The following is a 26,834-nucleotide window of genomic DNA, read 5'->3' on the forward strand; positions in this document are numbered from 1 at the left end:
GCTCGTCGCTCATCGCTCCTGCGCTCCTGCGCTCCTGCGCCTCCGCTCGTCGCTCATCGCTCCTGCGCTCCTGCGCTCCTGCGCCTCCGCTCGTCGCTCATCGCTCCTGCGCTCCTGCGCTCCTGCGCCTCCGCTCGTCGCTCATCGCTCCTGCGCTCCTGCGCTCCTGCGCCTCCGCTCGTCGCTCATCGCTCCTGCGCTCCTGCGCTCCTGCGCCTCCGCTCGTCGCTCATCGCTCCTGCTCGTCGCTCGTCGAGGTCGCGCGTCGAGGTCGCGCGTCGAGGTCGCTCGTGCTGCGCCTCGAGCGGCGCTCGTGCTCGTCGACGCGCTCGTGCCGTCGCTCCTGCGCTCTGCGCCTCGACGCGCTCCTGGTCGTCGCTCATCGCTCCTGCGCTCCTGCGCTCCTGCGCTCCTGCGCTCCTGCGCTCCTGCGCCTCCGCTCGTCGCTCATCGCTCCTGCTCGTCGCTCGTTGTGGTCGTCGCTCGTCGAGGTCGCTCGTGCTGCGTCTCGAGGCGCTCCTGGTCGTCGCTCATCGCTTCCTGGTCGTCGCGCGTCGAGGTCGCTCGTGCTGCGCCTCGAGCGGCGCTCGTGCTCGTCGACGCGCTCGTGCCGTCGCCTCCTGCGCTCTGCGCCTCGACGCGCTCCTGGTCGTCGCTCATCGCTCCTGCTCGTCGCTCGTCGAGGTCGCGCGTCGAGGTCGCGCGTCGAGGTCGCTCGTGCTGCGCCTCGAGCGGCGCTCGTGCTCGTCGACGCGCTCGTGCCGTCGCTCCTGCGCTCTGCGCCTCGACGCGCTCCTGGTCGTCGCTCATCGCTCCTGCGCTCCTGCGCCTCCGCCTGCGCTCCTGCGCTCCTGCGCTCCTGCGCTCCTGCGCCTCCGCTCGTCGCTCATCGCTCCTGCTCGTCGCTCGTTGTGGTCGTCGCTCGTCGAGGTCGCTCGTGCTGCGCCTCGAGCGGCGCTCGTGCTCGTCGACGCGCTCGTGCCGTCGCTCCTGCGCTCTGCGCCTCGACGCGCTCCTGGTCGTCGCTCATCGCTCCTGCTCGTCGCTCGTCGAGGTCGCTCGTCGAGGTCGCTCGTCGAGGTCGCGCGTCGAGGTCGCTCGTGCTGCGCCTCGAGCGGCGCTCGTGCTCGTCGACGCGCTCGTGCCGTCGCTCCTGCGCTCTGCGCCTCGACGCGCTCCTGGTCGTCGCTCATCGCTCCTGCGCTCCTGCGCTCCTGCGCCTCCGCTCGTCGCTCATCGCTCCTGCTCGTCGCTCGTTGTGGTCGTCGCTCGTCGAGGTCGCTCGTGCTGCGCCTCGAGCGGCGCTCGTGCTCGTCGACGCGCTCGTGCCGTCGCTCCTGCGCTCTGCGCCTCGACGCGCTCCTGGTCGTCGCTCATCGCTCCTGCGCTCCTGCGCTCCTGCGCCTCCGCTCGTCGCTCATCGCTCCTGCTCGTCGCTCGTTGTGGTCGTCGCTCGTCGAGGTCGCTCGTGCTGCGCCTCGAGCGGCGCTCGTGCTCGTCGACGCGCTCCTGGTCGTCGCTCGTCGAGGTCGCTCCTGGCCATCGAGGTCGATCTGTAAGTTTCAGACCGGATTCTTTGCAGATTCGACGATCATTGCAATCCGGTTTTCATATACGGCTACTGCTGATCCGTGAGGGCTGCGACATCGTTGATCGCGTCGGCCATTGCGCGTAGCTCTGCCGCGATCTGGTGCAGGTCTGTGCCGTGTCTGACGAGCAGAGAAGTGCCGTCCCATTCGGCGTGTAAGAGCCATGTGAGCGGGCCTGAGCCCTCTTGGTCGCGGCTGAGTGTCGCACCGTGCGGGAGCCGGAATCCGTGTAGGTCACTGTGCACCCATTGCTCAGGCGGCTGTCCCTCGCCGCCGTGCTCGAGCCACGCACCGGCGCACCACTCGACCGGGCAGTCGATCCGGCGCCTGATCTTCGCGGCGATCTCGTCAGGTTCACTCACGGGTTCACCGCCTCGACGAGCGCGCGCATACCGTCGTCAGACACTTGCACGTACCGCTGAGTTGTCGCCGCCGACGCGTGGCCTAGTAGGCGCTGAACGGTGAACACGTCCCGATTCACGTTGTATGCACGCGTAGCGAATCGATGCCTGAGTGCGTGCATCGTCACGCCCGCAGGTAGCAGCTGCGCAATGAGCTTGCCGAGGTAGCGCGGCGATATGTGGCCGGTCTGCGCCGCGTGCGACTGCCGCTCGACGATCTGCCCGGGGAACACGTAGCCCTCCGGCAGAGTGCGCAGCGTGAGCGCGAGCGATTCAGGCACTGGTACCCGCCTGATCTTTGCGCCCTTGCCGTGCACAGTGAGCCACGTTCCCTGTTCGGCGTGCCGCTCGAGGTCTGCTGAATGCACGCGGGCAACCTCGGCACGGCGTAGCCCGAGTTCGGCCGACAAGCGCAGCGCGATCTTCCCGCGATCGTCGGCCATGCGCATCGCTGCCTCGTACTCGTCGTCACTCGCGGGCCTCGCTATCGGGTCTGTCGAGCGGATCTTGGGGAGCTTGTCTGTCGGGTTCGCGTCGATCCGGTCAGTCTCGACCGCCCACGTGTAGAACCCTCTCAGCGTGACCTTGCGTGCTCGTCGGGTCTCGCGCGCCCAGCGCTTACCCGCCATCCACTCATAGAGATCATCGATCCTCACTGCGAACGGATCGAGCGAGGCGTTCTCGCGCGCGAACGATCGCATCTGTTCCATGTGTGCGCGCACCGTCGTCGACGCTGAGCCCTTGGCCCACAGATGCCGCTCATAGGCCGTCAGAGGTTGCTCCCACGATGTCGGCACCGGCAGACGCACCGCACGATAGGACACGCACTCCGTCGGATCGCTGAGCATGCGCCCGCTCACGTGCGCCCACCTGTAGAACGCCCGCAGACTGTCACGCATCGATAGCCGCGTGCTGTCGGCAACGTCGAGCCGTTCAAGCCACCCCTGCACGTCCTCCGCCGTCACGTGCCACGGTGACAACGCGACCTCGCTCGCAAACTTCCGCACGTGTCGCACTCGTCGAGCGACCGTCGCGGGCTGCGCCTTCTTGGCGCGCTGAGCGACCTCGAACGAGTTCAGCGCATCGAGCCACTTTCGCCGCATCTCGTCGTCGAGCCTCCCGCCCGCGTGCCACATTCCTGACGTGTCAGGCGGCGCTGTGTGCGCTCGTGTGAGCGTCGACCCGCTCACGAGTGCTCCGTGCCGGTCGACGCGCTCACGTAGGCGTGCAGAGCGTCCCGCACGACATCGGAGACTGTCGCGGCGCTTTCGCCTGCGTTGACGCGCTCGCTTGCGATCTGCTGCGCGGCGCTCCAAAGCTCATCGGGAATGCGGATCGATCTAAGTGGCGTTCTTGGCTTGTTCGGTGTCATACACCGCACAGTATCCGGTGTCATACACCGCACGCAAACAGGTTGTCGGCGTGTACTCGCGTGTACTCGCGTGTACTCCGGAGCGGTAAATTGCGGTAAACAACGGTCACCTACGGGTGACGCGCATGGTACGTTTAGCCCCGTAATTACGCGGGAAACCGCGTGATCACGGCTCAGTCCCTACGAGGGGCAGGGCTCGCTTCCAAACTAATGATGCGGGTTCGATTCCCGTCAGCCCCTCCGAACTGTGTCGTCATCCTTCGCGTCCTCATGCTTCGCGTCGCGCCGTGCGCCGAGAACGTTGCCGAGCCAACGGATCAGCAGCGCCAGCACGAGGAAGCCGACGAGCATGCCGGCGCAGTACAGCGCCACTCCCCCGTACCCGCCGACCTGCGCAGGGTTGAAGAACGGGTACGGGTACCAGGTCAGTATTGCGCCCCGGATCAGCGTGTACGCCACGTACAGCGCCGGAAAGCTCATCCACCAGAACGCCGTCGCCAGCGGAATGCGGCGGCGCGGCGGCCAGATGAGCCAGTCGAGGAGGCCCACGATAGGCATCACAAAGTGGCAGACGATGTTCACCCACGGCATCAGGTCGCCGAGGTCGACTCCGACCAACAGAGTGTTGAAGACCAGTCCGACGAAGACGATGTACACGACCGCGGCGCCCCGGATCGCCGCATCCATCGCCGACACCTGCGTCTTGCCGCGGATCAGCCGAACCGCGCTGATGATGAACACCACGCTGATGAAGATGTTCGAGATATTGGTGAAGTAGCTGAAGAAGTTCACCGGGTCATACCCCGACGGCAGGTGCCGTGTGAAGAGCTGCGCTCCGACGGCGAAGAGGGCAAGAGCTGCGAAGAACAGCCGGAAGACAATGGCTGCGGTGCGACTGGTCATAGGGACAATCTAGAGGCGGGCGCGATCATCGGGCCGCAGAACCGCAGTGGGCACGCGATCAGATCGAAATCGAGAATCCGCCGTCGGCGGTCAGAAGTTGACCGGTCACCCAGCGCCCGCGGGATGACACGAGAAAGCCGATGAGTTCGGCGATATCGGCGGGAGTGCCGAGCCGGCCGCTGGGTTGCATGGCGGTCAGGGAGGTGCGGATGTCGGGTGTCATCCATCCCGTGTCGATCGGGCCGGGGTTGAGCACGTTGGCTGAGATTCTCTTCGGTCCGAGCTCTTTGGCCGCCGAGATCACGATCCGATCGAGTGCACCTTTGCTCGCTCCATAAGGCATGTTGCCGGTGGTGTGATCACTGGTGAGGGCGACGATGGCGCCGCCGGATGCTGCCTGACGCGCGAATTCGGCGATCAACAGCCAGCTCGCTCGGGTGTTCACAGCGAAGTGACGGTCGAACTCGTCGATGGTGGTATCGAGGATTCCCGATTCGACGTCCCACGCGTGCGAGAGGACGAGCGCTGTCACCTCGCCCAGTTCCGCGGCAACGTGCGAGAAGAGGGATGCCGCAGCATCCGGTCGTTCCAAATCCACCGGCACATCGACCACTCGCGCGCCCGCGGCACGGGCATCGGCGATCACCGTGTCGAGCCTCAAGGCAGCGTCGGCACCGAAGATCGCTGCATCGGCGGGCTCCCACCTGCTGACGGCGAGATCCCACCCGTCACGAGCAAGCACGCGGACGATCCCCGCGCCGATCCCTTGCGGCCTGCCGACACCGGTGACCAGCGCCACCGGCCTCGGCTCAGACATGAGACTCTCGCACCGCGTCGATGTGACGCTGGGTGTGAGCTCGATATGTCTCGGCGTTGCGAATGATCCCGGCGCGTTCTTCGTCGCTGAGCTCGCGGCGCACCTTCGCCGGCACGCCCGCGACCAGTGTTCCGTCGGGGATCACCGTGCCCTCCAGCACGACCGCTCCCCCGGCGATCAGACATCCTGCGCCGATCACGGCGCCCGAGAGGATGACGCTGCCCATGCCGATCAGCGAGCCATCGCCGATCGTGCACCCGTGAACGACCGCGTTGTGGCCGACCGAGACGTTCTCGCCGATGACGACCGGGTGACCCGCATCGACGTGGACCGAGACGTTGTCTTGGATGTTGCTTCCGGCGCCGAGCGTGATGGCGTCGCTGTCCGCGCGGAGCACGGCGTTGTACCAGACGCTCGCGCCGTCGCGCAGCGCCACAGCGCCTACGATCCGCGCGCCCGAAGCGACGAAACTGGTTGAGGCAAGATCAGGGCGAAGCGCACCCAGTGAGAGAACGGTGGCATCGTCTGCGATGGTCATTCCTCGACCCTATTCGTCGCGCGCGGCCAGAGCGTCCTCGACTGCAGCGGCGTACCACGGAGCCAGCGTGTCGGCGAAGGTCACCGTGATGTGATCTTGGTCACGATAGATGTTCGCTCCGCCGACGACAGGCCAGCACACCGACTCGTCGCAGAACACGTTGGTGAAATCGAGCAGGGTGACGCCGTCGATTCCGGATGCTGCGGCCCGCAGCGGATCGTCTTCCACCAGCAGGTCCGATCGCGTGCCGTCGCAGGCCGCGACATCCCGCGTGCGCAGGCACTTGTTGGGGTCGGTCTCCCAGACCGGGTTGTCGACGACGGTGATGACGGGGACGCCCCGGCCGAGCACCTCGCCCCAAGCCTCGCGATATCCGGCAACGGCCGCATCGAAGGAGGAGTCGTACCCGGCGGACGAGTACGGAGTGGTCGCGATGGCCGCGGTGAAGACGGCATCGAGCTCGCGGTCGGCGAGTTGCGCGCGCACGCCGTCGCGCCATTCGGTGCATGCGGCTCCGAAGGCGCCCGGTGTGGAGAGCGGTGTGGCGTTCCAGGGGCACGCTCCCTTGAAGTACGTCGTCAGGTGCCAGCCGCGGTCGTCGGCCAATCGTTGGAACGTCGAGAGGAGTTGGTACGCGTGGCTGTCGCCGATGAGTGCGACTCGTGGGGCGTCCGTGGCGTCGGATCCGAATTCACACGACACCGGTCGTGCGTCGTTGAGCTGGACAAAGCACTGCGAGTCGGTGGGGCGATCGACACCGGCAAAGCCGGGAGCCGGAAGAACGGTGTCGCCGAACTCGGTGCCGGAGCACGCGTCGTCGAGGATGAAGGCGGCTCCGAAACACTCGGGCGGGTTTTCGCGCAGGTCTGCGATCGCGGTCACGCCGTCGTTGTACGTCTGTGCGTTCACCGCCCAGGCGGCGCCCGCGACACCGGCAACCAGCAACATTCCCGCCAGCGAAGACCACAGGGTGACGCGCGCGGGCCGCGAGGTGAGCATCTTCCAGCTGCGCGCGGGATCTTCGACGAACCTCTTTGTCAGCCACGCCAGCACGAAGCACAGCACGAGCAGCGCGACGCGGTGATAGATCGTCAGCCCCCAAAACGGAACCGAGGGCGCGATGATGATCAGGGGCCAGTGCCAGAGGTACAGCGAGTAAGAGATGTCTCCGACGAACTGCGCAGGCCGGATCGAGAGCACCCGCGTCGGGTACCACCAGCGCTCTGAGTTCGCCGCGGCGATCACCGCGGCGGCGGCGAGTGTCGGGACAGCGGCCATGTAGCCCGGGAACGGGGTCTGGCCGTCGAACGTGAAGATCACGAAGGCGAGGGTGAGGATGCCGCCCCACCCGAGGATGAAGCTGCCGATCGCGTGCTGAACACGAAGCATCGGTATCAGGGCAACCAAGGCGCCCACGCCAAACTGCCACATGCGACCAAAGGTCACGAAGTACGCCGGTGCCGGGTCGGTAATCGTGAACACGACACAGAACACGAACGACACCACACTGACGATTCCGAGGGCGACCAACACGGCGCGGCGCTGCGAGCCGCGGAAGAACTTCACCCCGATCCAGGCCGCGAGCAACATGATCAGCGGCCACATCACGTAAAACTGCTCTTCGAGCGAGAGCGACCAATAGTGCTGAACCGTCGTCGGGTCTCCCGAATGATTCAGATAGTCCGCGGAATTGAGCGCCAGGTACCAGTTCTCGACGTAGAACGTCGAGGCGAGGATCTCGCGCACTTCGTTCGGCAAAGCGGAGGTGGGGGTGAGATACGGCGACATCGCCACCAGCGCGCAGAACAGCAGCACGAGGAGGGATGCCGGAAGCAGGCGTCGCGCGCGCCGGGCCCAGAACTGCGACAGGCGTACCGTGCCCGTGGTGGTCAACTCACGCATGAGATGCGCGGTGATGAGAAACCCTGAAATCACGAAGAAGACGTCGACACCGACGTAGCCGCCGGAAACCCGTCCCGGCCAGAAGTGGTAGAGCACGACGGCGAGCACGGCGATCGCACGAAGACCCTGCACGTGGGGCAGGAACCGCGACGCGACGCCGGCAGAGGTCTGAGTGCGCTGGTCGGTCAGGTCGCGCTGGTCGGCAGAAGGCACGCCTCGACGTTAGCCGCTGATGGCGCGAGCGCCGATTCGACAGACGGCTTAGCCCAGCCTTTGCTTGCTTGCGGAAGTCTCTGTGCTGAGTAGCGTTGAGTCTCGTAGGAGCGCCTCGTGGGAAGAGGCATCCACCGAAAACGGAGGCGACAGATGTCTAAGACTCAGACCACCCCGGCGACGACCGCGGGCCCCGACGTGACCGCGGCGAGCGCACAGTTTCTCACACCCGTCGTCCTGGGCCTCCAGGCCCTGGCCGTGAACGGCAAGCAGGCGCACTGGAACGTGCGCGGCAGCAACTTCATCGCGATCCACGAACTGCTCGACACCCTCGTCACGAACGCGCAGGCCGGTGCCGATCTTGCCGCTGAGCGGATCGTCGCTCTTGGCCTTCCTGTGGACGCTCGTGTGGCGACTGTGGCGGCAAAGACCGCGGCGAGTGCGGTCCCCGCAGGCTTCACCCAATGGGAGCCCCTGATCCGTGCCGTCATCGCCGACATGGATCACGTCATCGCCGATACACAGGCTGCAATCGACGGTTTGGACGAGTTCGACCTGACCAGCCAGGACATCGCGATCTCGATCAAGGCTGCCCTCGAGAAGGACCGCTGGTTCCTCTTCGCTCACCTCGCCGAGTAGAGAACTCATCGCGAGAGGGGTCGAGACCGTTACGGTCTCGACCCCTTGTCGTTGCGCCGACTGTCAGCGTTGAAGGAACGCGAGCACAGCGAGCACGCGCCGGTGGTCAGACCCGGACTCCTCGAGCCCGAGTTTGGAGAAGATCGAGGTGACGTTCTTCTCCACAGCCCCGACACCGATGAAGAGCCGCTCGGCGATCGTGGCGTTGCTGCGCCCCTCGGCCATGAGCTCGATCACATCGTGTTCGCGGCGCGTCAGCTGAGAAAGCGGATCGGGGCGCGACGCGATGAGCTGTCGCACGACCAGCGGATCCAGCACCGTCCCGCCAGCCCGCACGCGCTCCACTGCGTCGGTGAACTCCTCGAGCGACGTCACCCGATCCTTCAACAGATAGCCGACACCGCCTTCGCCCGACGCGAGAAGTTCTCGGGCATAGACGCCCTCGACGTACTGCGACAGCACGAGGATTCCCACTCCGGGGAGGGCGGTGCGCAACGCGAGGGCGGCGCGGATGCCTTCGTCGCGGAAGTCGGGAGGAAGGCGAACGTCGAGAATCGCGACATCGGCTCGTGCCGCGCGGACGCGGTCGATGATGTCAGATGCATCGCCGAAGGCCCCGGCCGTGAAGTAGCCCGCTTCACCGAACAGCCGAATGAGTCCCTCGCGGAGCAGCACCGAATCTTCGACGAGCACGATACGCATACCGCCGCCATTCATACCGCCGTTCATGTCGCCAGGATAGGCCGACAGGCTCACGCGACGGTCCCGAGTGGAACGTGCACACCAATGCTGGTCGGTCCACCGATCGGGCTGTCGATCACGAAGTCGCCGCGGAGTCCGGCCACCCGGTCGCGAAGACCATCGAGCCCATGGCCAGTGGCGAGTTGCGCTCCTCCTCGACCGTTGTCGACCACCCACACATCGAGCATCGTCGGCGTGACATCGACGGGTGCGCGCAGGGCGGCTTTGAGCGTCACTCCCGTCGCCCCCGCGTGCTTGACCACGTTGGTGAACAACTCGGAGACGGTGAAGTAGATCGTGCGCGCGATCTCGGGAGCGACCCAGGTGTCGATCGCGGTGTCGATGTCGACCTGCACGTGCAGTGGAGTCGCGGCGGCCACCGCTCCGAGCGCTGCAACAAGTCCCCGATCCTGCAACAGCGGTGGTGCCACACCGCTCGAGAGTGCACGGAGCTCATCGAGTGCCGCTTTGGCATGAACGCGCGCCTCACGGGCAAGCGCCGCCGCAGCATCCCCGTCGCCCGCCTCGGCGCGACGCTCAAGAGCGGCAAGATCCATCTGCAGCCGCACGAGGCGCTGCTGAGGGCCGTCGTGGATATCCCGCTCCAGGCGTCGCAGATCGGTGTTCTCGGCTTGGACCGCTGCTTCACGCGCAGCCGCCTCGGCGCGCACCTCGGTAGCGAGAGCGTCTGATCGCCACGGGCCGAGCATCCCCGATGCGATCGCGTGGTGAACCCGCGCAAGACCCGTCAGCACCCACGGCATGGTGACCGCGAAGATGATGCCGGCGAGCAGGTAGAGGAAGATCTCCACCGGACGGCTCTGCCACCCGCCGAACAGCCACGGCACACCGTCCGACACGTACTGACCCCATTCGCCGCGGCGCTCTCCGCGCGGGAGGAACATGCTCCAGAACCAGTACGTCAGACCGCCCAGGCTCACGCTGAGCCACACGGTCGTCAGGGTGAAGGTGACGATGCTGATGATCGGGCTCACGATCATCCCGTGCACGAGATACACCCAGTAGTGCGGATTGCGCAGCGCCCTAGTGAGCAGTGCCCAGAACCCGGCCTGCGCGGTGCGGTCGAGATTCCACTCGGGTTCGCCTATTTCGGCGAGGCCGGTGAGTCGCAGCAGGAATCGGTCGGCGACGCCGAAGCCGCGCGCGATGTAGAGCGTCATGACGATGATCGGCAGGCCGACAAGGAGAATCAGGAGCCCGACGCCCGTCAAGAACAGCGATGCCAACGTGCTCAGCGCTGTGATGGCGAGGACGAACACCGCAAGCAGGTAGAGCGCACTCCCGGGTGTCTTACGCCAGCGGTCGGCGTACGCCGCCCAGCCGGTCGGTTGCGCGTTGGTGTTCAGGGTCATCGCAGTCTCCTCGGGTGGAATGTTCTTCCAGCCTCGCGATCACGCCTCGTCACCGGCATCCGACGGTCTCCCCAAGCCCTGCGGGGGCTATCCCCCGCTGTGCGTGACGCGACTGCTGAGCAGGGTCGCCGACACCTGCATCGAGCGGAGCTGACCTTCGTCGGCGGCGAGCGGGTCGTGTTCCACCAGCGCGAGATCTGCGGGTGCGCCGACCTCGATGCGCGCACCGTGGGCCGAACCGCCGTAGGTTGAGGCGGCCACGGCGGTGGCGGCATCCACCCCCTGCTCCAACCTCCACGGCGTTCGGCCATCGCGCGTGCGGAACACCGCCCCCGCAATCGCTGCCCACGGGTCCAGCGGCGAGACGGGCGCGTCCGAACCGAAAAGCAGGTTGGCGCCGGTGTCAGCGAGCGAGCGCAGCGGGTAGGGCAGCGCGGTCTGGTCCGCCCAGATCGAGTCGGTCATGTCGCGATCGTCGATCGCGTGCTCGGGTTGTACGCTCGCCCCCACCCCGAGGCGTCCGAAGCGCGGAATATCAGCGTGGGCGACGAGCTGAGCATGCTCGATGGTGCCCCACGCGCCCGTCACGGCGAAGGCATCGAGTGCGTGCGAGTTCGCGACATCGCCGATGGCGTGGATTGCGCAGGAGAGCCCCGAACCGGTCGCGCGCGTCATGAGCTCGATGAGCGTGGAGGGGTCGACGGTGAGCAGTCCGTGGTTGTGCGGATCGCCGGGGTAACTGTGCGAGCAAGCCGCGGTGCGGGTACCGAGCGATCCGTCGGTGATCACCTTCAGCGACCCGACGCGGGCGAGGTCGGATGCTGCGCCTCGCGCGACGTCGCCGGTGCGAAGTCCTTCCGCGAGGGCGCGATCCAGGAACTCCGGGTAGATCCCGAACTCCACCTTCATCACATCGAACCCTGCATTTACACGCCGGGCCCAAGCCTCTTCGTTCCAGGCCATGTCGAGATCGACGAGCCCGACGATGCCGCGGGCCGCGGCAGCCTGCGCCATCTGAGCGACCAGGCGGTCACCGATCGCAGGGTCTACCGCGTTCAGCCGCCGCGAGATCTCGAAGGCCGGCTCTTCGCGCAGGATGCCATCGTCCTCGGCGGTGAACCCTTCGCGCCGCAAGGCGGCGCTGTTGAGCCACACGCTGTGCACATCGGCGTTGATCAGGTAGGTCGGCACGGCGCCCGTGGCAGAATCGAGTGCTTCGAGGGTGAGGCTGTCCGGCCACAGCGCGTCGCGGAAGCCCGTGCCGACACGGCGACCGTCTGCGAGGATCGGCGCCGACGACATGATCCGCGCCGCCTCTTCGGCCGACGCGGCATGTCCCAACGCCTGGCGCTGGGCCATGAGCGCCCATTGCACGACATGGACGTGGTGATCCCACAGCCCCGGAATCATCCACGTTCCGTTGGCGTCGAGTACCTCACCGACACGGCGTACCGCACCAGCGGGCGCGATGTCGGCGATCACACCGCTGTCAAGGAAGACGTCGAAGGGTCCCTCGTCGACGAGCAGTTCGCGCCCGGCACCCGCTATGCGCACGTTCGCAATCGTGCCGATCGTTGCGCCGCGATCGCTCACGAGTGCGACCGCCGTCCGTCAGCGAGGGCGTCGTGAGCGCGGCGCATCTCGGCCACAAGAGACGGATTGGCGTAGGGGCCATCGCCGGAAAGCTCGGCGAGAATCGTCTCGACGACCTCAGGCGTCTTGTTCTGGCTGAGCTTGCGCTTCGCGACAACCTTCGTCGGGGTAAGGCGGAACCCGACCGTTCCGTGCTCGAGCCGGCGCACGAAGTCCGGATCGTTGGGCGGCGTCCACATCAGTCTCGGGTCGGGCATCCGCGACTCGAAACGCTCGACGAGCTTCTCGAGCACGACGAGATTCTCTTCGGCAGTGAGGACTTCGGGGACACCGCTCAAGTGCGCCGAGACGAAGTTCCACGTGGGGACCTGGCTACCCCCGCCATACCAACCGGGCGAAATGTACCCATGCGGTCCTTGGACGACGACCAGGAGTTCTCGCTCGCCGAGCCCGTGGATCATGTCATCGGGTTTGCCCATATGGCCGACGATCGTGAGGTCGTCGCGTTCGTCGTCGAGCAGCACCGCGTAGTGCGAGGCGACGAGTCCGTCCTCGGTCTGGCTTACGAGGGTCATCCATGGGTTCGCCTCGATCAGGCGGCGGAGTTCGGCGATATCGGTCATCGCAAAGCTCGGGTTCTGGCGCATGACTTGAGCCTACGAGTTCGGTGCCACCTTCACGTTTGGCAGGACGGGCACCAGTAAAGCTTGCGGGTTGCCATCTCTTCCACGACGATCGTCGTTCCGCACACTCGACAAGGCAACCCCGCGCGGTGATACACCCAGTGCCGATCGTCTCGGCTCGCCATGGCCTTGCGGTAGCGGTCCGGTGAGAGGTCGTCCATCGTCATCATCTGGCCGGTCTCGACACCGACGGAGAGCAACCGCACCCAGTCCCGCCACATCCCCCGCACAACCTCGCCCGGCACATCCCGCCCGGGCGTATGCGGGTTCTGCTGCGCTCGAAAGAGAATCTCGGCCCGATAGACGTTCCCGATTCCGCTCACGACCGACTGATCCATCAGCAACTGCCCGATCGGCGTGGGTTTGCGTGCAACCACCGCAGCGAATCGCTCTTCACCCTCCGCGATGTCGTCGACGAGGGGGTCGGGACCGAGCTTTGCGATCGTCGCGGCGACCTCGTCCGGTGTCTGAAGCTCGCAGGCCGTGGGTCCACGGAGGTCGGCGCAGGTGATCTCCGTGAGAAGCCGAAGACGCACTTGCCCCACAACGGGCGGAGGCCATTCCAGATCTTCATCGTTGAGGCCGGTTGTCTGTTCCGACATGCGCACGCGCACGCGTGCACGCCGGGGAGCGCCGATCGATGTCAGTGAGTTCTCGCCCGCAGAATCCATCACCGCTCCTTCCACTGCGGTGCCGCGTTGATTCGTCTGCCCCATACGTCCGTTCGCCGACGCGATGGTGGGGTCGACCACAATCTCGCCCGCGAAGTCCCACGCTCCGTACATCCCGAGGTGCACGCGCAGCCACACGTCGTCGTCGAACTCGAGAAACATCTGCTTGCCGACCGCGCGCACCTGCGTGGCTGTGCGGCCGTCGATCATCGACGCGCCTTCCGCGAACCGGCCCTGGGGGCTCGAGGCGTGCACAGCTAGGCCGACGATGTTGCGGTCGAACTGTCGAGAGATGCGATGTACGGAGTGTCCCTCCGGCATCAGCCGGCTTCGGGATCGAACGAGCTGTCTTCGGCCGCCAGGACGTCGGGTCCGCCGGCGGTTGCCCGCGGGTCGGGCTCGAGGCTGCCATCGTCTTCGAACGCGGCGATCTGGCGGATGCGGCGCACGTGCCGCTCTTCGTTCGAGAACGGTGTCTCGATGAAGCGGTCGATGAACGAGGCGATCTGGTCGAACGTGTGCTGACGGGCGCCGATGGCGATCACGTTCGCGTCGTTGTGTTCGCGGGCAAGCTCCGCCGTGGCGATGCTCCACACCAACGCGGCTCGGATGCCCGCGACCTTGTTCGCGGCGATCTGCTCACCGTTGCCGGATCCGCCGAAGACCACACCGAGCGACGTGACACCGTCGGCCTCATCGCGCATGACGGACTGTGCGGCGCGGATGCAGAACGCCGGGTAGTCATCGAGGGGCTCGTAGTTCAGTGGCCCGTGGTCGATGACCTCGTGCCCCTGCTCGGCGAGGTGGTGCTGCAACTGCGTGGAGAACTCGAGGCCTGCGTGGTCGGTCGCGATATGGATGCGCATGGGACTAATCCTATGGAGAGGTCACGGGGCGATGCCCGAGACCGCGGGCTTGAAACCGGCGCGGATGTTCTCGCAGCATGCGGGACGGCATACATCGAACCAGGGTCCCAGTGCGGTGGCGTGAGGACGGTCTGCGGAGGGGGTGCCGTTCAGCCGCTCCTCGACGAGATCGACGAGCCCCGCGACGAAGGTCGGATCGATGCCGGGGGTCGGCGTGCGAACCGAGCGGAGCCCCGCCTCGGCCGCAGCATCCGTTGCCTCCGTATCGAGGTCCCAGAGGACTTCCATGTGGTCGCTCATGAATCCGAGCGGCACGATGGCGACGGCCTGGACACCTGCCGCGGGCAGGCCCGCGATGACGTCGTTCACGTCCGGCTCGAGCCACGGTTGCGTGGGCGGGCCCGATCGCGACTGGTACACGAGCTCCCACCCGATCTGTGCGGCCGCCGGAATCTCGGCGGTGACGGCAGCCATCACGACTTCTGCCACGGCGAGGTGCTGAGCGGCGTACGCCCCTCCGTCACCGAAGCCACGATCACGCGGGCCGGAGCGCTCGGCGTCGGCCGTCGGAATGCTGTGGGTCGAGAACAGCACTCGGATCGCCTCGGCGGATATGCCCTCGTCGAGGAACCCCGCGACCGCATCGCGGACGCCGTCGATGAACGGTTGTACGAATCCAGGGTGGTCGAAGAACTGCCGCACCTTGTCGATCGTGACCGTGCCTGCGAGGTCGGTGGCCTCCAGCACGCGCGCGAAGTCTTCGCGGTACTGGCGACAACTCGAGAACGATGAGTAGGCGCTGGTGGCGAGTGCCAGCAGGTTCGTGTGACCGGATGCCGCGGCATCCGTCACCGCTTCTTCGAGGTACGGCGCCCAGTTGCGATTTCCCCAGTAGACGGGCAGATCGATCGTGCGGCGTGCGAGCTCCGCCTCGAGCGCGGCTTTCAGCGAGCGGTTCTGCGCGTTGATCGGGCTGATGCCGCCGAAGTGACGGTAGTGATGCGCGACCTCTTCGAGTCGCTCGTCGGGGATCCCCCGACCCCGCGTGACATTGCGCAGGAAGGGGATGACATCGTCCTGGCCCTCTGGGCCGCCGAATCCGGCCAAGAGGAGACCGTCGTAGGCGACGGGAACCTCGACGTGAGCGGGGCCTGCGGCGGCCGCCGGACTCGCATGCAACACCGACACGTCATGCTTTTGCGCTTCTGGGATCACCTGACCATCCTGACACCGCCACGAACCTGGTCGGCGCTCGCGCCGGAACCCGCAGGGACCGCGCGGGCTGACGTAGGGTAGGACGGTTGCCGTCGGCGCCAGCAGCGCCAGGCCACGGCGACGATTCCACACCCATGGGAGCAATCAGTGCCTGGAGAAAACCTCACCCGCATCGAAGCGCAGGAGCGCCGAGCGATCATCGACACCCACTCGTATGAGGTGTCGCTGGACCTGACAACGGGAGCCGAGGTGTTCCGTTCGCGCAGCGTCGTCCGCTTCTCCGCGACTGCGGGGGCCTCGACCTTCATCGACCTGATCGCACGCGATGTGCACGAGATCACGCTCAACCGTCGCACGCTCGACCCTTCAGCCGTCTTCGCCGATTCGCGCATCGCGCTGGACGACCTCGCGGACGAGAACGAACTCGTCGTGGTCGCCGATGCGATGTACACCAACACGGGCGAGGGCCTGCATCGCTTCGTTGACCCCGTCGACGGCGAGGTGTACCTCTACTCGCAGTTCGAGGTGCCCGACTCCCGCCGTGTCTTCGCAGTGTTCGAGCAGCCCGATCTCAAGGCGACATTCCAGTTCACGATCACCGCACCTGCCGCGTGGAAGGTCGTTTCCAACTCCCCCACGCCCCAGCCCACGTCCGCAGGCGACGAAACCGCGACGTGGAGCTTCGAGCCCACTCCCCGCATCTCGTCGTACATCACGGCGCTTATCGCCGGTCCCTACGAGTCGACGTTCTCTGAGCTGACCAGCGCCTCCGGACGCACGATCCCGCTCGGTGTGTACGCCCGCAAGAGCCTGTGGCAGTACCTCGACGCCGACTACGTCTTCGAGAAGACGCGCCAGGGGTTCGCCTACTTCGAGGAGAAGTTCGACTTCCCCTACCCGTTCGCCAAATACGACCAGCTCTTCGTTCCCGAGTTCAACGCGGGTGCGATGGAGAACGCCGGCGCCGTGACGTTCACGGAGTCCTACGTCTTCCGCAGCAAGGTGACCGACGCCATCAAGGAGCGTCGCGTGGTCACGATCCTGCACGAGCTCGCCCACATGTGGTTCGGTGACCTCGTCACGATGAAGTGGTGGGATGGCCTGTGGCTCAACGAGTCCTTCGCTGAGTGGGCATCGACTATCGCGACCGCCGAGGCCACCGAGTGGACCGAGGCGTGGACGACCTTCAACGCAATGGAGAAGACCTGGGCGTACCGCCAGGATCAGCTCCCCTCGACGCACCCGGTCGTCGCAGAGATCAACGATCTCGAAGACGTGCAGGTGAATTTCGACGGCATCACCTACGCCAAGGGTGGCTCGGTGCTCAAGCAGCTCGCCGCCTGGGTCGGTATCGAAGAGTTCTTCGCCGGTGTCGCCGCGTACTTCAAGAAGAACGCGTGGGGCAACACCGAGCTCAGCGATCTGCTCACCGAGCTCGAGGCCACGAGTGGCCGCGAATTGTCGAGCTGGTCCAAGAAGTGGCTCGAAACCGCGGGCGTCAACACCCTCGCGCCCGAGATCGTCGCGGACTCGTCGGGGACGATCACGCGCTTCGCGATCGTGCAGACCGCTCCAGCGGATTACGCGACCATTCGCCCGCACCGCCTCGGCGTCGGCTTCTATAACCTCGACGGCGACGCTCTCGTGCGAGTGCACCACATCGAGCTCGATGTCGACGGCGACCTGACCGAAGTCCCCGACCTGAAGGGTCTTGTGCGACCCGATCTGGTGTTGCTCAACGATGAGGACCTCGCGTACGCGAAGATCCGCCTCGACGAGAGGTCGCTGAAGACCGCGATTGCGCATCTCGGCAAGATCACTGACCCCCTCGCTCGTTCGCTGGTGTGGGGTGCCGCGTGGGACCAGACGCGTGACGCCGAAGCATCCGCCAGCGACTACATCGATCTCGTTCTCGGCAACATCGCCGCCGAGACCGAGTCGACAACCGTGCGCACGACACTCGCGCAGCTGCAGCTCGCCGCGAACGCCTACGTTGCGCCCGAGAAGCGTTCGGCATCGCGCGAGAAAGTCGCTGAGGGACTGTGGGCTCTGGCGCTGAGCGCGCCGGCCGGAAGCGACAGCCAGCTGCAGTTCGTCACCGCGTTCTCCACCGCAGCCTCAACGGCTGCTCAGTGGGAGCGTGTGCGTCAGGTGCGCGACGGAGAGATCAGCTTCGACGAACTCGAGATCGACACCGACCTGTCGTGGGCGCTGCTGGTCTCGCTTGCCGCGGGTGGGGTCGTAACGAGCTCCGACATCGACACCGCGCTCGCTGCTGACAACACCGCGAAGGGTGGCGAATTCGCCGCGCAGGCGAAGGCTGCGGTTCCGGATGCTGCGGCAAAGCGTGTGGCGTGGGACTCGCTGATCGATGACGATGACCTGCCGAACACGATCGTTCGGTCGGCAGCGCTCGGGCTTGTGCACCCCGCGGGAGTGGACGTTCTCGGCGATTTCGTCGAGCCGTACTTCGATATGTTGCTCCCGATCTGGAACGGGCGGAGCTACCAGATCGCCCAGTACCTCATCGTGGGGCTCTACCCCGCGGCGCTCGCGAACCTCGAGCTTCGCGACGCCACGCGCGGATGGCTCTCCGCCAACCTCGACGCCGCCCCCGCGCTCCGCCGCCTGGTGAACGAGAATCTCGCTGGAGTCGAACGCGCACTATCTGTGCAGGACCGCGACGCGCAGTAGTACCGCGGTACGACGCCCACGCTGAGAAGACCCCCCTCCCGACCGATGCGACGGAGGGAGGTCATCTCGTAGCGTCGAAGCATGATCGTCGCAGAAAGCCTCAGCAAGAGCTTCGGAGCCAAGCACGCCGTCTCCGATGTGAGTTTCGCCGTGCAGCCGGGCAAGGTAACCGGATTCCTCGGGCCCAACGGCGCAGGCAAGTCCACCACGATGCGGATGATCGTGGGGTTGGACCGCCCCACGGCAGGACGTGTGACGGTGAACGGGAAGCGCTACACCGACCTACGGTCCCCGTTGACCGAGGTCGGGGTGCTCCTGGACGCCAAGGCCGTCCACACCGGCCGTTCGGCGCGCAACCACTTGCGCGCGATGGCGGCGACACACGGACTCCCGCTCAGTCGTGTCGACGAGGTGATCGAACTTACCGGGCTCTCGTCGGTCGCCCGCAAACGCGCAGGCGGGTTCTCGCTCGGCATGGGTCAGCGACTCGGCATCGCGGCTGCGCTGCTCGGCGACCCGCACACACTCATCCTCGACGAGCCCGTGAACGGTCTCGACCCGGAGGGCGTCCTCTGGGTGCGACGCTTCGTCCGCCATGCTGCCTCCCAGGGGAAGACGGTGCTGCTGTCAAGCCATCTGATGAGCGAGATGGCGCTCACTGCCGACCACATCATCGTGCTCGGGCGCGGACGCGTACTCGCCGACGCTCCCGTGGACGACCTTCTGCGCCGGTGGACGCGGGCGACGGTGCGGGTGCGCAGCCCCCGCGCGCTCGAACTCGCTGAGTTGATCGCGGGCGCGGACGTATCGGTGACCCACGTCGCCGAAGGTGTCATGGACATCGAAGGCGTTCCGGCTGACGAGATCGGCGACATCGCCGCAGCCCGCGGTATCGCCCTCCACGAACTCACCCCCGCCTCGGGGACCCTCGAAGACGCGTATCTCAGCCTCACCGGTGACGACGTCGAATACAAGACGAAGGAGATCGCATGAGCATCCTGACCGCACCCACCACACCTTCTACGACCGCACCGACCGACACCGTCCACCGGGTCACGTTCCTCCGCGTTGTGCGGAGCGAATTGATCAAGCTGAGCAGTCTCCGATCCACGTGGTGGTCCCTCGGCATCGCTGTGTTCCTGTCAGTCGGCATCGCGACCATGATCGCGTCGGCGTCGGCGGAGTTCGGCCCGGGCTTCCCAGCGGTGAGTTCGATCCTCATGCCGACCCAGTTCACGATGCTCGTCGCGGGGATTCTCGGCGCGATCGCCGTCACGGGCGAGTACTCGACCGGGATGATCCGTTCGACGTTGGCCGCGGAGCCGCGGCGCGGCGCCGTCCTTGCTGCGAAGGCCGTCGTCGTCGCCCTGCTCATGGGCGGGGCGACCATTGTGAGCTATGCGATCGCGATCGGTACGACCGCGCCCCTGCTCAGTGAGCAGATCGACTGGACCGACGCAGCGAACTCGGTGACTCCGCTCGCCTACGGCGTGTTGTCGATGATCTCGTTCGCGCTCATCGGCGTCGGCTGGGGCTTCATCGTCCGCAACGGCGCCGGCGCGATCGCCGCGACTGTCGCGCTCCTGTTCGTTCTCCCCATCGTGACCAGCCTGTTCACCATCGCGGGCGAATCGTGGCGCTGGATCGTCGACCTCGGGGAGTACCTCCCCATGAACGCCTCCGCCGCGCTCTCCACGCCCGGTGCCCAGGACGTCCTCCCGTCGCTTCTCGCCCTGGTGGGATGGGTCGCGGTCCTCATCCTCGGTGGCTACGCGGTGCTCAAGACGCGCGACGCGTAGAGTCGATCAGTGCCCGCACAGCCGCAGTTCGTCCCCGGCACGGGAGTCCCTCCCGCTGAGGACGAACTGCGGCTGCCGCGTCCGCCCGGGGTGATCCGACGGTTCTGGTCGAGGCATCCGCTCCTTGCCGACATCCTCATCGCAGTGGTCGCGCTGCTTCTCACCCTTCCCGCGATCTTCGTCCGAGGTCCCGTACCCGATCCCGTCAGCGGATGGTCGGTCGCCGCCGGATTCGCTTTATCGACCCTCGGGTGCGCGGCACTCGTCTGGCGCCGCAGGTGGCCCATCGGGGTCTTCGTGATCTCTTTGCTCCCGTTCCTCGGCGCTGACCCGACTCCAGGAGCGGCGATGGGCGGCCCGGCCGCACTCATCGCGCTGTACTCCATCGCTGTCTACCGCACCGCACGGGCGTGCTGGATCGCCTTCGGTGCCGCATCAGCCCTCATCGCCACTCAGACGCTCGTGCGCATTCTGCTGGACTCCTCGTCATGGGGGATGCAGGTGAACGTCGATGTCAGCGCAATCGTGCTCCTGCTCATCGGCGCACTCGTCGGGGTGAACGTCGGCAACCGGCGCAGGTATCTCGACGCGCTGATCGAGCGCTCGCGCCAACTCCTGATTGAGCGGGACCAGCAGGCGCGACTCGCCGCCGCGGCCGAGCGCACGCGGATCGCCCGTGAGATGCACGACATCGTCTCGCATTCGCTCACGGTGGTCGTCGCCCTCGCCGAAGGCGCGACGGCGACAGACGACGCTGCACGGGCGTCCGAGGCGACCCGAGCGATCGCCCGCACGGCGCGTGTCGCGCTGGCAGAGATGCGGGTGATGCTGGGCGTACTTCGTGACGACGACTCGTTGGTGCCGCTGGCCCCGCTCGGCCAGGTCTCGGTGCACGATGTGGTCGCACAGGCGCGCGCAACGGGCGCCCCCGTAACGCTGAATGTGACCGGGGTTGCGGATGTGACGCCGGCCGTGGCGCTTGCGCTCGTGCGTATCGTGAAGGAGGGGCTCACCAATGCGATCCGCTACTCGCGGCGGCCATCCACCATCCGGGTGAGCGTGGTCTATGGCGCCGCGGGGACGCAGGTGTCGATCGAGAACGACGGCGCCGTGCCCGACGCGCCGTCAGAAGGCGCCGGCCTCGGCCTGCGCGGCCTTCAAGAGAGGGTGGACCACGTCGGGGGAACGATGGATGCCGGGTCTCCTGCATCCGGAACATGGCGGCTTCGCGCGTGGATGCCGGGAAGAGACGACCGCGATGACTAGCCGGATCAGGATCCTCACCGTCGACGATCAGCCGCTGATCCGCATGGGATTCCGGATGGTGCTCGAATCCGAACCCGACTTGGAGGTCGTCGGTGAGGCGGCCGATGGAGAGGACGCCGTCGCGAAGGCGTCCTCACTTCAGCCGGACGTGGTCCTCATGGACGTTCGGATGCCGGGCGTCGACGGGATCGCGGCCACTCGCCGCATCCTTGACCTGCATCCGCGCATCCGCGTCCTCATCCTGACGACCTTCGACCTCGATGAATACGCGTTCGCGGCTCTCCGCGCGGGCGCCAGCGGCTTCCTTCTGAAGGATGCGCACGCCCACGAACTTCTCGCTGCAATCCGGGCCGTCCACCAGGGCGACGCCGTCACGTCCCCTCGTGTCACCAGGCGCATGCTCGAACTGCTGGGTGACAGGCTGCCGTGCGGCGACGGGGACGCCCTCTCCGCAGCTGCCCTCACCGATCGCGAGCACGACGTGCTCCTCGCGATCGCCGAAGGTCTCAGCAACGGCGAGATCGCGCAGCGGCTGTCAGTGGCCGAGTCCACGGTCAAGACCCACGTGGGCCGCGTCCTCGCGAAGATCGGCGCACGCGATCGGGTGCACGCGGTGATCTTCGCCTACGAGAACGGTCTCGCCCGCTGAGTGGGTCCCGGGGACCAGTCACTGTCCAGCCGGGCGACGTTAGGATCGTTGGCGATGGACGGATTACTTCTCAGCACGACGCCCGCTCCCCCTTCGACGCTATGGGAACAGACGCTCGCCCTCCTGACTTCGGTTGGATGGAACCTGTTGACGGTCGCGGGCATCGTGATCGGCGCGCTCGTGCTTGCATGGGTGCTGAAACTGGTCATTCGGCGGGTCGTCAGTCGCATCGTCAACGGTGCGAAGAACAAAGCCAACGTCGACGACACCCAGTCCTTGGAGCGTTCGCCGCTGGCAGCAGTGCGCCTCGTACAGCGAACGCGCACGCTCGGATCGATTCTGCAGAACATCGTCAATGTGGCGATCGTGGTGATCGGTCTGATGCTGATCATCAACCTTCTGGCCCCCAACGCTCTGGGGTCCCTCACGCTGCTGACTGCCGCTGTGGGCGCGGGACTCGGCTTCGGCGCCCAGAACATCGTCAAGGACGTGCTCAACGGCATCTTCATCGTTGCCGAAGACCAGGTCGGCATCGGCGACGTCGTCGACCTCGGCCTCGCCACGGGAATCGTTGAATACGTCAGCGTGCGGGTCACGAGTGTGCGGGACGTCAACGGCACACTCTGGTACGTGCGAAACGGCGAGGTGACACGGATCGGCAACATGTCCCAGGGCTGGTCTCGCGTCATCATCGATATGGCCGTTCCGGTGGATGCAGACATCGACGAGGTCGAAAAGATCATGCTCGAGGCGGCCAAGTCGCTGGAAAAAGATCCCAAGTGGCGCACACGCGTGCTCGAGCACCCCGAAGTCTGGGGACTGGAGTCGGTGTCGGGAGATGCGTTGGTGATTCGCCTGGTGATGAAGACGCGTGCGAACGCGAAGGACGATGTCGCACGTGAGCTTCGGATGCGTCTGAAGCGGGCGATGGACGGTGCGGGCATCACCCTGCCGCAGCTCAACTCCATCATGCTGTCGGGACTCGAAGGTGCCGGACGCGTGCGGGGCGCCAACCCGCCGAAGACCAAGCCGACACCGGTGACCACGGGCGCCGACGGCGCTGTCTGGAAGCCGAAGAAGCCTGCGAGATCTCAGGCCACCAAACCCGTCACACCCCCGGACGTGTCGCCGTGACCGACGATCAACCACTCTCTTTCTACGACGAGATCGGCGGGCATGACACCTTTGTCCGTCTTGTGGATGCCTTCTACGTCGGTGTGGCAGAGGACGAGGTTCTTCGGCCGATGTATCCCGAAGAAGATCTCGGACCGGCGAAGGAACGCCTGACTCTGTTCCTCGAGCAGTACTGGGGTGGACCCTCGACCTATAGCCAGGACCGCGGTCACCCACGCCTGCGTATGCGGCACGCGGCCTTCCACGTGAACCCCGACGCCCGTGACCGCTGGCTCATGCACATGCGCAGAGCCGTCGACGCAATCGGTCTGTCGCCGCTCCACGAGGCAACGCTCTGGGACTACCTGGAGCGCGCCGCGTACGCCATGGTCAACACGTTCGAGCCGAGCGGCATCGGACCCGCGAGCGACGGCCGCGCCGCGGCATCCTTTCCCCTTCATCCCCCGACGGAGCCCCCCGGTTCCGCACCGTAACCTCAGCTCAGCCCTTCGACGAAGGAGTCGACTCGTGTCCGCATCCCCCACCACGCACTCCACCGACCTGCTCGTGATCGGTTGGGGTCTCGCTGGCCTCGTTGCCGCGGGAGAAGCCGCCGCGGCCGGCAAGAAGGTCGTGATCGTCGATCAAGAGCCGCGCACGAACCTCGGTGGCCAGGCGTGGTGGTCATTCGGCGGCTTGTTCTTCATCGACTCCCCCGAGCAGCGTCGCATGGGCATCAAAGACTCCATCGATCTCGCCCGCCAGGACTGGTTCGGAACAGCCGGATTCGATCGAGACGAAGACGCCTGGCCCCGGCAGTGGGCTGAGGCGTATCTCCAGTTCGCCCATCACGAGAAGCGCGCCTGGCTCCGCGAGCGTGGAGTGGGCTTCTTCCCGGTCGTCGGATGGGCAGAGCGCGGTGGGTACACCGCAACCGGGCCCGGCAACTCGGTCCCGCGATTTCACATCACGTGGGGTACCGGGCCCGGCATCGTCGCGTCCTTCCACGCTGCGGTCGAAGAGGGAGAAGCCGCAGGACGCATCACGATCCTGCCGCGCCACAAGGTCACGGCCCTGACCTCTGCGGGTGGAACAGTGACCGGTGCGGTAGGCGACGTCCTGGCGCCCTCGGGTGCAGCGCGAGGATACGTCTCCTCCCGCGAGGTCGTCGGCAGTTTCGAGGTGACCGCTGGTGCGACGATCGTGTCATCGGGCGGTATTGGCGGCAATCACGATCTCGTGCGCAAGAACTGGCCCGAACGGCTCGGCACTGCACCGCAGACGATGGTCACCGGTGTCCCGGCCTTCGTGGATGGGTCGATGCTCGATATCACCGAGAGCGCCGGTGCGCGACTGATCAACGGTGACCGCATGTGGCACTACGTCGAGGGGATTCAGAACTGGGATCCGATCTGGCCTGGTCACGGCATCCGCATTCTGCCCGGTCCGTCATCGGTATGGCTGGATGCGACGGGCAAACGTCTGCCGATTCCGCTCTTTCCTGGCTTCGACACTCTCGGCACTCTCGCGCACCTGCGCTCGACGGGGTACGACCACTCGTGGTTCGTGCTGTCGCAGAAGATCATCGAGAAGGAATTCACCCTCTCGGGGAGCGAACAGAACCCCGATCTGACCGGCAAAGACCTGCCGCTCCTGATGAAGTCGCGACTGGGCAAGGGGGCCGCAGGGCCCGTTCAGGCGTTCATGAACAAGGGAGCCGACTTCGTCGTGAAGAACACGCTCGATGAACTCATCGCGGGCATGAAGGCGCTGCCGGGCGGAGAAGCACTCGACGGTGCTCGGGTGCGGTTCGAGCTCGAAGCGCGTGATCGTGAGTTGGACAACGACTTCACCAAAGATGCCCAGATCGCGATGCTGCGCTCGGCGCGATCGTACCGGGGCGACAAACTCATCCGCACAGCAAACCCGCACAAGATTCTTGACCCCGAGTCGGGCCCGCTCATCGCCGTCAAGCTCCACGTGCTGACGCGCAAGTCGCTCGGTGGCATCGAGACCGACCTTCTCAGCCGCGCGCTCGCACCCGCCGGTGAGGCGATCCCGGGTCTGTATGCGGCGGGTGAAGCGGCCGGCTTCGGCGGCGGTGGCGTGCACGGCTATCGAGCGCTGGAAGGTACGTTCCTCGGCGGATGCCTCTTCTCGGGGCGTGCGGCCGGTCGAGCGGCCGCGGCCGCTCTCTAGCGAGCAGTCCCCGTTACGCGAACCTCGGTGAGCCCGCTGCGTGCAGGGCCGCGCACGATGACGTGTCCGCGTGCGAGCGTCAGTCGCGTCCAGGGGCCCGAGGTGCGCACGACGGCGTTCTCTTCGCCGGCGATGAAGCCCAGCGCATAGGCTGCGAAGCTCACTCCGAGCGGGAGCCCGTGAAGATCTGCGTCGGGAACGCCCCAGACCGCTGCGCGCGTCGCGCGAACAGCGTCTTCGCCCGCATCCTTGGGCACGCCTTCGGCCACCGCAGCGATCCCCCACTGCGCGCGGGTGGCCAGGGTGGCGGCGGCGATCGTCTCTGACTCAACCCAACTGCCCCGCGGGGGTGAGATTCCCGCCCATGAAGGCGCGAGTGCGGTGTCGGGCAGGATGACGGCCCGGGCGTCGTCGGTTGACGCCTGAAGGGTGGATGCTTCGACCACGAGGTCACAGACAAGTTCGGGGTCTACCGCAAGCGCACGCATCCCGAGAACGAGCGGCGTCGAGTCCATGAGTCCGCGCGGTGCCAGGGGTGCGCTGGTCATCACAAGTACGCCGTCGGCGGCGCGCAATCTCACCGCTCCATCGCCCAGCGGGGCGGCGCGACCGGCGAAGGTCAGAGCATCGGCTGCGGCGAGGGGGTCAGCGAACAAAAGTGGTTGCGACATCAGCCCTAAACTACCAAGCGATGACTCTCCCCGGTGATGACCAGAGCGACCCTGTCGCCTCGATGCTCGCTGTCTTGGACCTGGCGGCCTCTGATGCCCGCACGACTGAAGACATCTTCACTGGCGCGTCCCAGTCGATGCCTTTGGGTCGTGTCTATGGCGGTCAAGTTCTCGCTCAATCGATCGTCGCGGCCTCGCGCACTCTCCCCGACGACCGCAGCGTGCACTCCATGCACGGCTACTTTCTGCGCCCCGGCGACTCGTCCAAGGGGATCACCTTTGCCGTCGACCGCATTCACGATGGTCGGTCGTTTTCCACCCGACGTACGCAGGCGTTTCAGGAGGGCGTGCCGATCTTCTCGATGATCGCCTCATTCCAGGACGAAGACCCTGGTGTCGAGCATCAGACGGCGATGCCCGAGGGCGTTCCTGCGCCGGATGAGCTGCCTGACCTCGAGACGCATCTCGAAGGCATGCATCCGCTGTCCAAGCGCATGTTCACCGACCGGCCGGTCGACCTTCGGCATGTGCCCGGACCGATCTACCTCACCGCTGACGCCGAACGCAGGCCGAGCCAGGCTGTCTGGATGCGCGTCCGGCGCCCTATCACCGACACCCCCGCCGTGCACCGCGCGGTGCTGGCATACCTGAGCGATCTCACGATTCAGGAATCGATCCTCCGTGCGCACGGGGTGGCATGGGCGACGCCGGGGCTGAAGGTCGCCAGCCTCGATCATGCGATGTGGTGGCACCGTTTCGGGCGCGTCGACGAATGGGTGCTCTACGCGCAGGAGTCTCCCAACGCTCGCGGTGGCCGCGGGCTTGCGACGGGGCGGATCTTCTCTCAGGACGGTTCGTTGCTCGCGAGCGTCGCCCAGGAGGTGATGGTCCGGTTGCCGGATCAGACAACCTGAGCGTGCGCCAACG

The 26,834-nt window shown here is 66.3% G+C and carries 29 protein-coding genes; 10 read left to right on the forward strand and 19 right to left on the reverse strand.

The genetic code is table 11. The features are described from left to right. Nucleotides 1-185: 185 nt before the first annotated feature. The 11 genes from LG299_RS02330 to LG299_RS02380 form a co-directional block, all read right to left on the reverse strand. Nucleotides 186-383, reverse strand: a complete 198-nt coding sequence (locus tag LG299_RS02330; RefSeq protein WP_404433146.1) for a hypothetical protein — start codon at nucleotides 381-383, stop codon at nucleotides 186-188. Between the two features lie 64 nt (nucleotides 384-447). Then, on the reverse strand, nucleotides 448-810 hold the full coding sequence (locus LG299_RS02335) for a hypothetical protein (RefSeq protein ID WP_404433148.1): 363 nt from the start codon (nucleotides 808-810) through the stop codon (nucleotides 448-450). Between the two features lie 76 nt (nucleotides 811-886). Continuing rightward, nucleotides 887-1,030, reverse strand: coding sequence for a hypothetical protein (locus tag LG299_RS02340; protein ID WP_404433150.1), 144 nt, complete (start codon nucleotides 1,028-1,030; stop codon nucleotides 887-889). A gap of 203 nt (nucleotides 1,031-1,233) precedes the next feature. Next, nucleotides 1,234-1,377: a hypothetical protein gene (locus LG299_RS02345; RefSeq protein WP_404433150.1), complete on the reverse strand. Its 144-nt coding sequence runs from the start codon at nucleotides 1,375-1,377 to the stop codon at nucleotides 1,234-1,236. A gap of 241 nt (nucleotides 1,378-1,618) precedes the next feature. Next, nucleotides 1,619-1,951: a hypothetical protein gene (locus tag LG299_RS02350; RefSeq protein WP_404433152.1), complete on the reverse strand. Its 333-nt coding sequence runs from the start codon at nucleotides 1,949-1,951 to the stop codon at nucleotides 1,619-1,621. Next, nucleotides 1,948-3,180, reverse strand: coding sequence for a tyrosine-type recombinase/integrase (locus tag LG299_RS02355; RefSeq protein ID WP_404433154.1), 1,233 nt, complete (start codon nucleotides 3,178-3,180; stop codon nucleotides 1,948-1,950). The genes LG299_RS02350 and LG299_RS02355 overlap by 4 nt, the downstream gene beginning before the upstream one ends. After that, nucleotides 3,177-3,362, reverse strand: a complete 186-nt coding sequence (locus LG299_RS02360) for a hypothetical protein (protein WP_404433156.1) — start codon at nucleotides 3,360-3,362, stop codon at nucleotides 3,177-3,179. The genes LG299_RS02355 and LG299_RS02360 overlap by 4 nt, the downstream gene beginning before the upstream one ends. Before the next feature lie 231 nt (nucleotides 3,363-3,593). Then, nucleotides 3,594-4,265 carry a Pr6Pr family membrane protein gene (locus LG299_RS02365; RefSeq protein ID WP_404433158.1) on the reverse strand — a complete coding sequence of 224 codons (672 nt, stop codon included), beginning with the start codon at nucleotides 4,263-4,265 and terminating at the stop codon, nucleotides 3,594-3,596. A gap of 58 nt (nucleotides 4,266-4,323) precedes the next feature. Then, a complete protein-coding gene (locus LG299_RS02370; protein ID WP_404433160.1) occupies nucleotides 4,324-5,082 on the reverse strand; it encodes an SDR family oxidoreductase in 759 nt (252 codons plus the stop codon). Next, nucleotides 5,075-5,620, reverse strand: coding sequence for a gamma carbonic anhydrase family protein (locus LG299_RS02375; RefSeq protein WP_404433162.1), 546 nt, complete (start codon nucleotides 5,618-5,620; stop codon nucleotides 5,075-5,077). The genes LG299_RS02370 and LG299_RS02375 overlap by 8 nt, the downstream gene beginning before the upstream one ends. Nucleotides 5,621-5,629: 9 nt before the next feature. Beyond that, nucleotides 5,630-7,735, reverse strand: coding sequence for an acyltransferase family protein (locus LG299_RS02380; protein ID WP_404433164.1), 2,106 nt, complete (start codon nucleotides 7,733-7,735; stop codon nucleotides 5,630-5,632). 153 nt (nucleotides 7,736-7,888) lie between these two features. Here LG299_RS02380 and LG299_RS02385 point away from each other — a divergent pair, with 153 nt between their 5' ends. Beyond that, a complete protein-coding gene (locus LG299_RS02385) occupies nucleotides 7,889-8,374 on the forward strand; it encodes a Dps family protein (protein ID WP_404433166.1) in 486 nt (161 codons plus the stop codon). A gap of 63 nt (nucleotides 8,375-8,437) precedes the next feature. Here the strand turns inward: LG299_RS02385 and LG299_RS02390 are convergent, their stop codons facing one another. The 7 genes from LG299_RS02390 to LG299_RS02420 form a co-directional block, all read right to left on the reverse strand. Next, entirely contained in the window at nucleotides 8,438-9,103 is a 666-nt protein-coding gene (locus LG299_RS02390; protein ID WP_404433168.1) for a response regulator, read from the reverse strand. A gap of 23 nt (nucleotides 9,104-9,126) precedes the next feature. Beyond that, nucleotides 9,127-10,488: a sensor histidine kinase gene (locus tag LG299_RS02395; RefSeq protein WP_404433170.1), complete on the reverse strand. Its 1,362-nt coding sequence runs from the start codon at nucleotides 10,486-10,488 to the stop codon at nucleotides 9,127-9,129. Between the two features lie 87 nt (nucleotides 10,489-10,575). Then, complete coding sequence (locus LG299_RS02400; protein ID WP_404433172.1) at nucleotides 10,576-12,081, reverse strand: amidohydrolase family protein; 1,506 nt, start codon at nucleotides 12,079-12,081, stop codon at nucleotides 10,576-10,578. After that, nucleotides 12,078-12,728: an FMN-binding negative transcriptional regulator gene (locus LG299_RS02405; protein WP_404433174.1), complete on the reverse strand. Its 651-nt coding sequence runs from the start codon at nucleotides 12,726-12,728 to the stop codon at nucleotides 12,078-12,080. The genes LG299_RS02400 and LG299_RS02405 overlap by 4 nt, the downstream gene beginning before the upstream one ends. 29 nt (nucleotides 12,729-12,757) lie before the next feature. Next, entirely contained in the window at nucleotides 12,758-13,756 is a 999-nt protein-coding gene (locus tag LG299_RS02410) for an Fpg/Nei family DNA glycosylase (RefSeq protein WP_404433176.1), read from the reverse strand. Further along, nucleotides 13,756-14,301, reverse strand: coding sequence for a ribose-5-phosphate isomerase (locus tag LG299_RS02415; RefSeq protein ID WP_404433178.1), 546 nt, complete (start codon nucleotides 14,299-14,301; stop codon nucleotides 13,756-13,758). The genes LG299_RS02410 and LG299_RS02415 overlap by 1 nt, the downstream gene beginning before the upstream one ends. Before the next feature lie 21 nt (nucleotides 14,302-14,322). Then, the gene (locus LG299_RS02420) at nucleotides 14,323-15,516 is read right to left on the reverse strand and encodes a ferrochelatase (RefSeq protein WP_404433180.1); all 1,194 of its coding nucleotides are present in this window, start codon (nucleotides 15,514-15,516) and stop codon (nucleotides 14,323-14,325) included. A 147-nt stretch (nucleotides 15,517-15,663) separates the two neighbouring features. Here LG299_RS02420 and pepN point away from each other — a divergent pair, with 147 nt between their 5' ends. The 8 genes from pepN to LG299_RS02460 all read left to right on the forward strand — a co-directional run bounded on the left by pepN (nucleotide 15,664) and on the right by LG299_RS02460 (nucleotide 25,236). Continuing rightward, the gene (gene pepN, locus LG299_RS02425; RefSeq protein ID WP_404433182.1) at nucleotides 15,664-18,210 is read left to right on the forward strand and encodes an aminopeptidase N; all 2,547 of its coding nucleotides are present in this window, start codon (nucleotides 15,664-15,666) and stop codon (nucleotides 18,208-18,210) included. An 81-nt stretch (nucleotides 18,211-18,291) separates the two neighbouring features. Beyond that, entirely contained in the window at nucleotides 18,292-19,203 is a 912-nt protein-coding gene (locus tag LG299_RS02430) for an ABC transporter ATP-binding protein (protein WP_404433184.1), read from the forward strand. Beyond that, the gene (locus LG299_RS02435; protein WP_404433186.1) at nucleotides 19,200-20,009 is read left to right on the forward strand and encodes an ABC transporter permease; all 810 of its coding nucleotides are present in this window, start codon (nucleotides 19,200-19,202) and stop codon (nucleotides 20,007-20,009) included. Before LG299_RS02430 ends, LG299_RS02435 begins: the two co-directional genes overlap by 4 nt. A 9-nt stretch (nucleotides 20,010-20,018) precedes the next feature. Then, nucleotides 20,019-21,275 carry a sensor histidine kinase gene (locus tag LG299_RS02440; RefSeq protein WP_404433188.1) on the forward strand — a complete coding sequence of 419 codons (1,257 nt, stop codon included), beginning with the start codon at nucleotides 20,019-20,021 and terminating at the stop codon, nucleotides 21,273-21,275. Further along, entirely contained in the window at nucleotides 21,268-21,924 is a 657-nt protein-coding gene (locus LG299_RS02445) for a response regulator (protein ID WP_404433190.1), read from the forward strand. The genes LG299_RS02440 and LG299_RS02445 overlap by 8 nt, the downstream gene beginning before the upstream one ends. A gap of 54 nt (nucleotides 21,925-21,978) precedes the next feature. Beyond that, complete coding sequence (locus LG299_RS02450) at nucleotides 21,979-23,058, forward strand: mechanosensitive ion channel family protein (protein ID WP_404433192.1); 1,080 nt, start codon at nucleotides 21,979-21,981, stop codon at nucleotides 23,056-23,058. Further along, entirely contained in the window at nucleotides 23,055-23,531 is a 477-nt protein-coding gene (locus tag LG299_RS02455) for a globin (RefSeq protein ID WP_404433194.1), read from the forward strand. The genes LG299_RS02450 and LG299_RS02455 overlap by 4 nt, the downstream gene beginning before the upstream one ends. 34 nt (nucleotides 23,532-23,565) lie before the next feature. Further along, entirely contained in the window at nucleotides 23,566-25,236 is a 1,671-nt protein-coding gene (locus LG299_RS02460; protein ID WP_404433196.1) for an FAD-binding dehydrogenase, read from the forward strand. Here LG299_RS02460 and LG299_RS02465 read toward each other — a convergent pair. Continuing rightward, nucleotides 25,233-25,907 carry a hypothetical protein gene (locus tag LG299_RS02465; RefSeq protein WP_404433198.1) on the reverse strand — a complete coding sequence of 225 codons (675 nt, stop codon included), beginning with the start codon at nucleotides 25,905-25,907 and terminating at the stop codon, nucleotides 25,233-25,235. The two genes, LG299_RS02460 and LG299_RS02465, sit on opposite strands and share 4 nt — an antisense overlap. 20 nt (nucleotides 25,908-25,927) lie before the next feature. Here LG299_RS02465 and LG299_RS02470 point away from each other — a divergent pair, with 20 nt between their 5' ends. After that, complete coding sequence (locus LG299_RS02470) at nucleotides 25,928-26,821, forward strand: acyl-CoA thioesterase (RefSeq protein ID WP_404433200.1); 894 nt, start codon at nucleotides 25,928-25,930, stop codon at nucleotides 26,819-26,821. The last annotated feature ends 13 nt before the right edge of the window (nucleotides 26,822-26,834 follow it).

The organism is Microbacterium lacus (assembly GCF_044794305.1).
Classification (GTDB): Bacteria; Actinomycetota; Actinomycetes; order Actinomycetales; family Microbacteriaceae; genus Microbacterium; species Microbacterium lacus_B.

Excerpts from the sequence above, each read along its gene's own strand:
- LG299_RS02330 (WP_404433146.1), bottom strand. The coding sequence starts at position 383 with ATGAGCGACGACCAGGAGCGCGTCGAGGCGCAGAGCGCAGGAGCGACG.
- LG299_RS02335 (WP_404433148.1), bottom strand. The coding sequence starts at position 810 with ATGAGCGACGACCAGGAGCGCGTCGAGGCGCAGAGCGCAGGAGCGACG.
- LG299_RS02340 (WP_404433150.1), bottom strand. The coding sequence starts at position 1,030 with ATGAGCGACGACCAGGAGCGCGTCGAGGCGCAGAGCGCAGGAGCGACG.
- LG299_RS02345 (WP_404433150.1), bottom strand. The coding sequence starts at position 1,377 with ATGAGCGACGACCAGGAGCGCGTCGAGGCGCAGAGCGCAGGAGCGACG.
- LG299_RS02360 (WP_404433156.1), bottom strand. The coding sequence starts at position 3,362 with ATGACACCGAACAAGCCAAGAACGCCACTTAGATCGATCCGCATTCCC.
- LG299_RS02365 (WP_404433158.1), bottom strand. The coding sequence starts at position 4,265 with ATGACCAGTCGCACCGCAGCCATTGTCTTCCGGCTGTTCTTCGCAGCT.
- LG299_RS02370 (WP_404433160.1), bottom strand. The coding sequence starts at position 5,082 with ATGTCTGAGCCGAGGCCGGTGGCGCTGGTCACCGGTGTCGGCAGGCCG.
- LG299_RS02375 (WP_404433162.1), bottom strand. The coding sequence starts at position 5,620 with ATGACCATCGCAGACGATGCCACCGTTCTCTCACTGGGTGCGCTTCGC.
- LG299_RS02385 (WP_404433166.1), top strand. The coding sequence starts at position 7,889 with ATGTCTAAGACTCAGACCACCCCGGCGACGACCGCGGGCCCCGACGTG.
- LG299_RS02390 (WP_404433168.1), bottom strand. The coding sequence starts at position 9,103 with ATGAACGGCGGTATGAATGGCGGCGGTATGCGTATCGTGCTCGTCGAA.
- LG299_RS02395 (WP_404433170.1), bottom strand. The coding sequence starts at position 10,488 with ATGACCCTGAACACCAACGCGCAACCGACCGGCTGGGCGGCGTACGCC.
- LG299_RS02405 (WP_404433174.1), bottom strand. The coding sequence starts at position 12,728 with ATGCGCCAGAACCCGAGCTTTGCGATGACCGATATCGCCGAACTCCGC.
- LG299_RS02410 (WP_404433176.1), bottom strand. The coding sequence starts at position 13,756 with ATGCCGGAGGGACACTCCGTACATCGCATCTCTCGACAGTTCGACCGC.
- LG299_RS02415 (WP_404433178.1), bottom strand. The coding sequence starts at position 14,301 with ATGCGCATCCATATCGCGACCGACCACGCAGGCCTCGAGTTCTCCACG.
- LG299_RS02430 (WP_404433184.1), top strand. The coding sequence starts at position 18,292 with ATGATCGTCGCAGAAAGCCTCAGCAAGAGCTTCGGAGCCAAGCACGCC.
- LG299_RS02435 (WP_404433186.1), top strand. The coding sequence starts at position 19,200 with ATGAGCATCCTGACCGCACCCACCACACCTTCTACGACCGCACCGACC.
- LG299_RS02445 (WP_404433190.1), top strand. The coding sequence starts at position 21,268 with ATGACTAGCCGGATCAGGATCCTCACCGTCGACGATCAGCCGCTGATC.
- LG299_RS02450 (WP_404433192.1), top strand. The coding sequence starts at position 21,979 with ATGGACGGATTACTTCTCAGCACGACGCCCGCTCCCCCTTCGACGCTA.
- LG299_RS02465 (WP_404433198.1), bottom strand. The coding sequence starts at position 25,907 with ATGTCGCAACCACTTTTGTTCGCTGACCCCCTCGCCGCAGCCGATGCT.
- LG299_RS02470 (WP_404433200.1), top strand. The coding sequence starts at position 25,928 with ATGACTCTCCCCGGTGATGACCAGAGCGACCCTGTCGCCTCGATGCTC.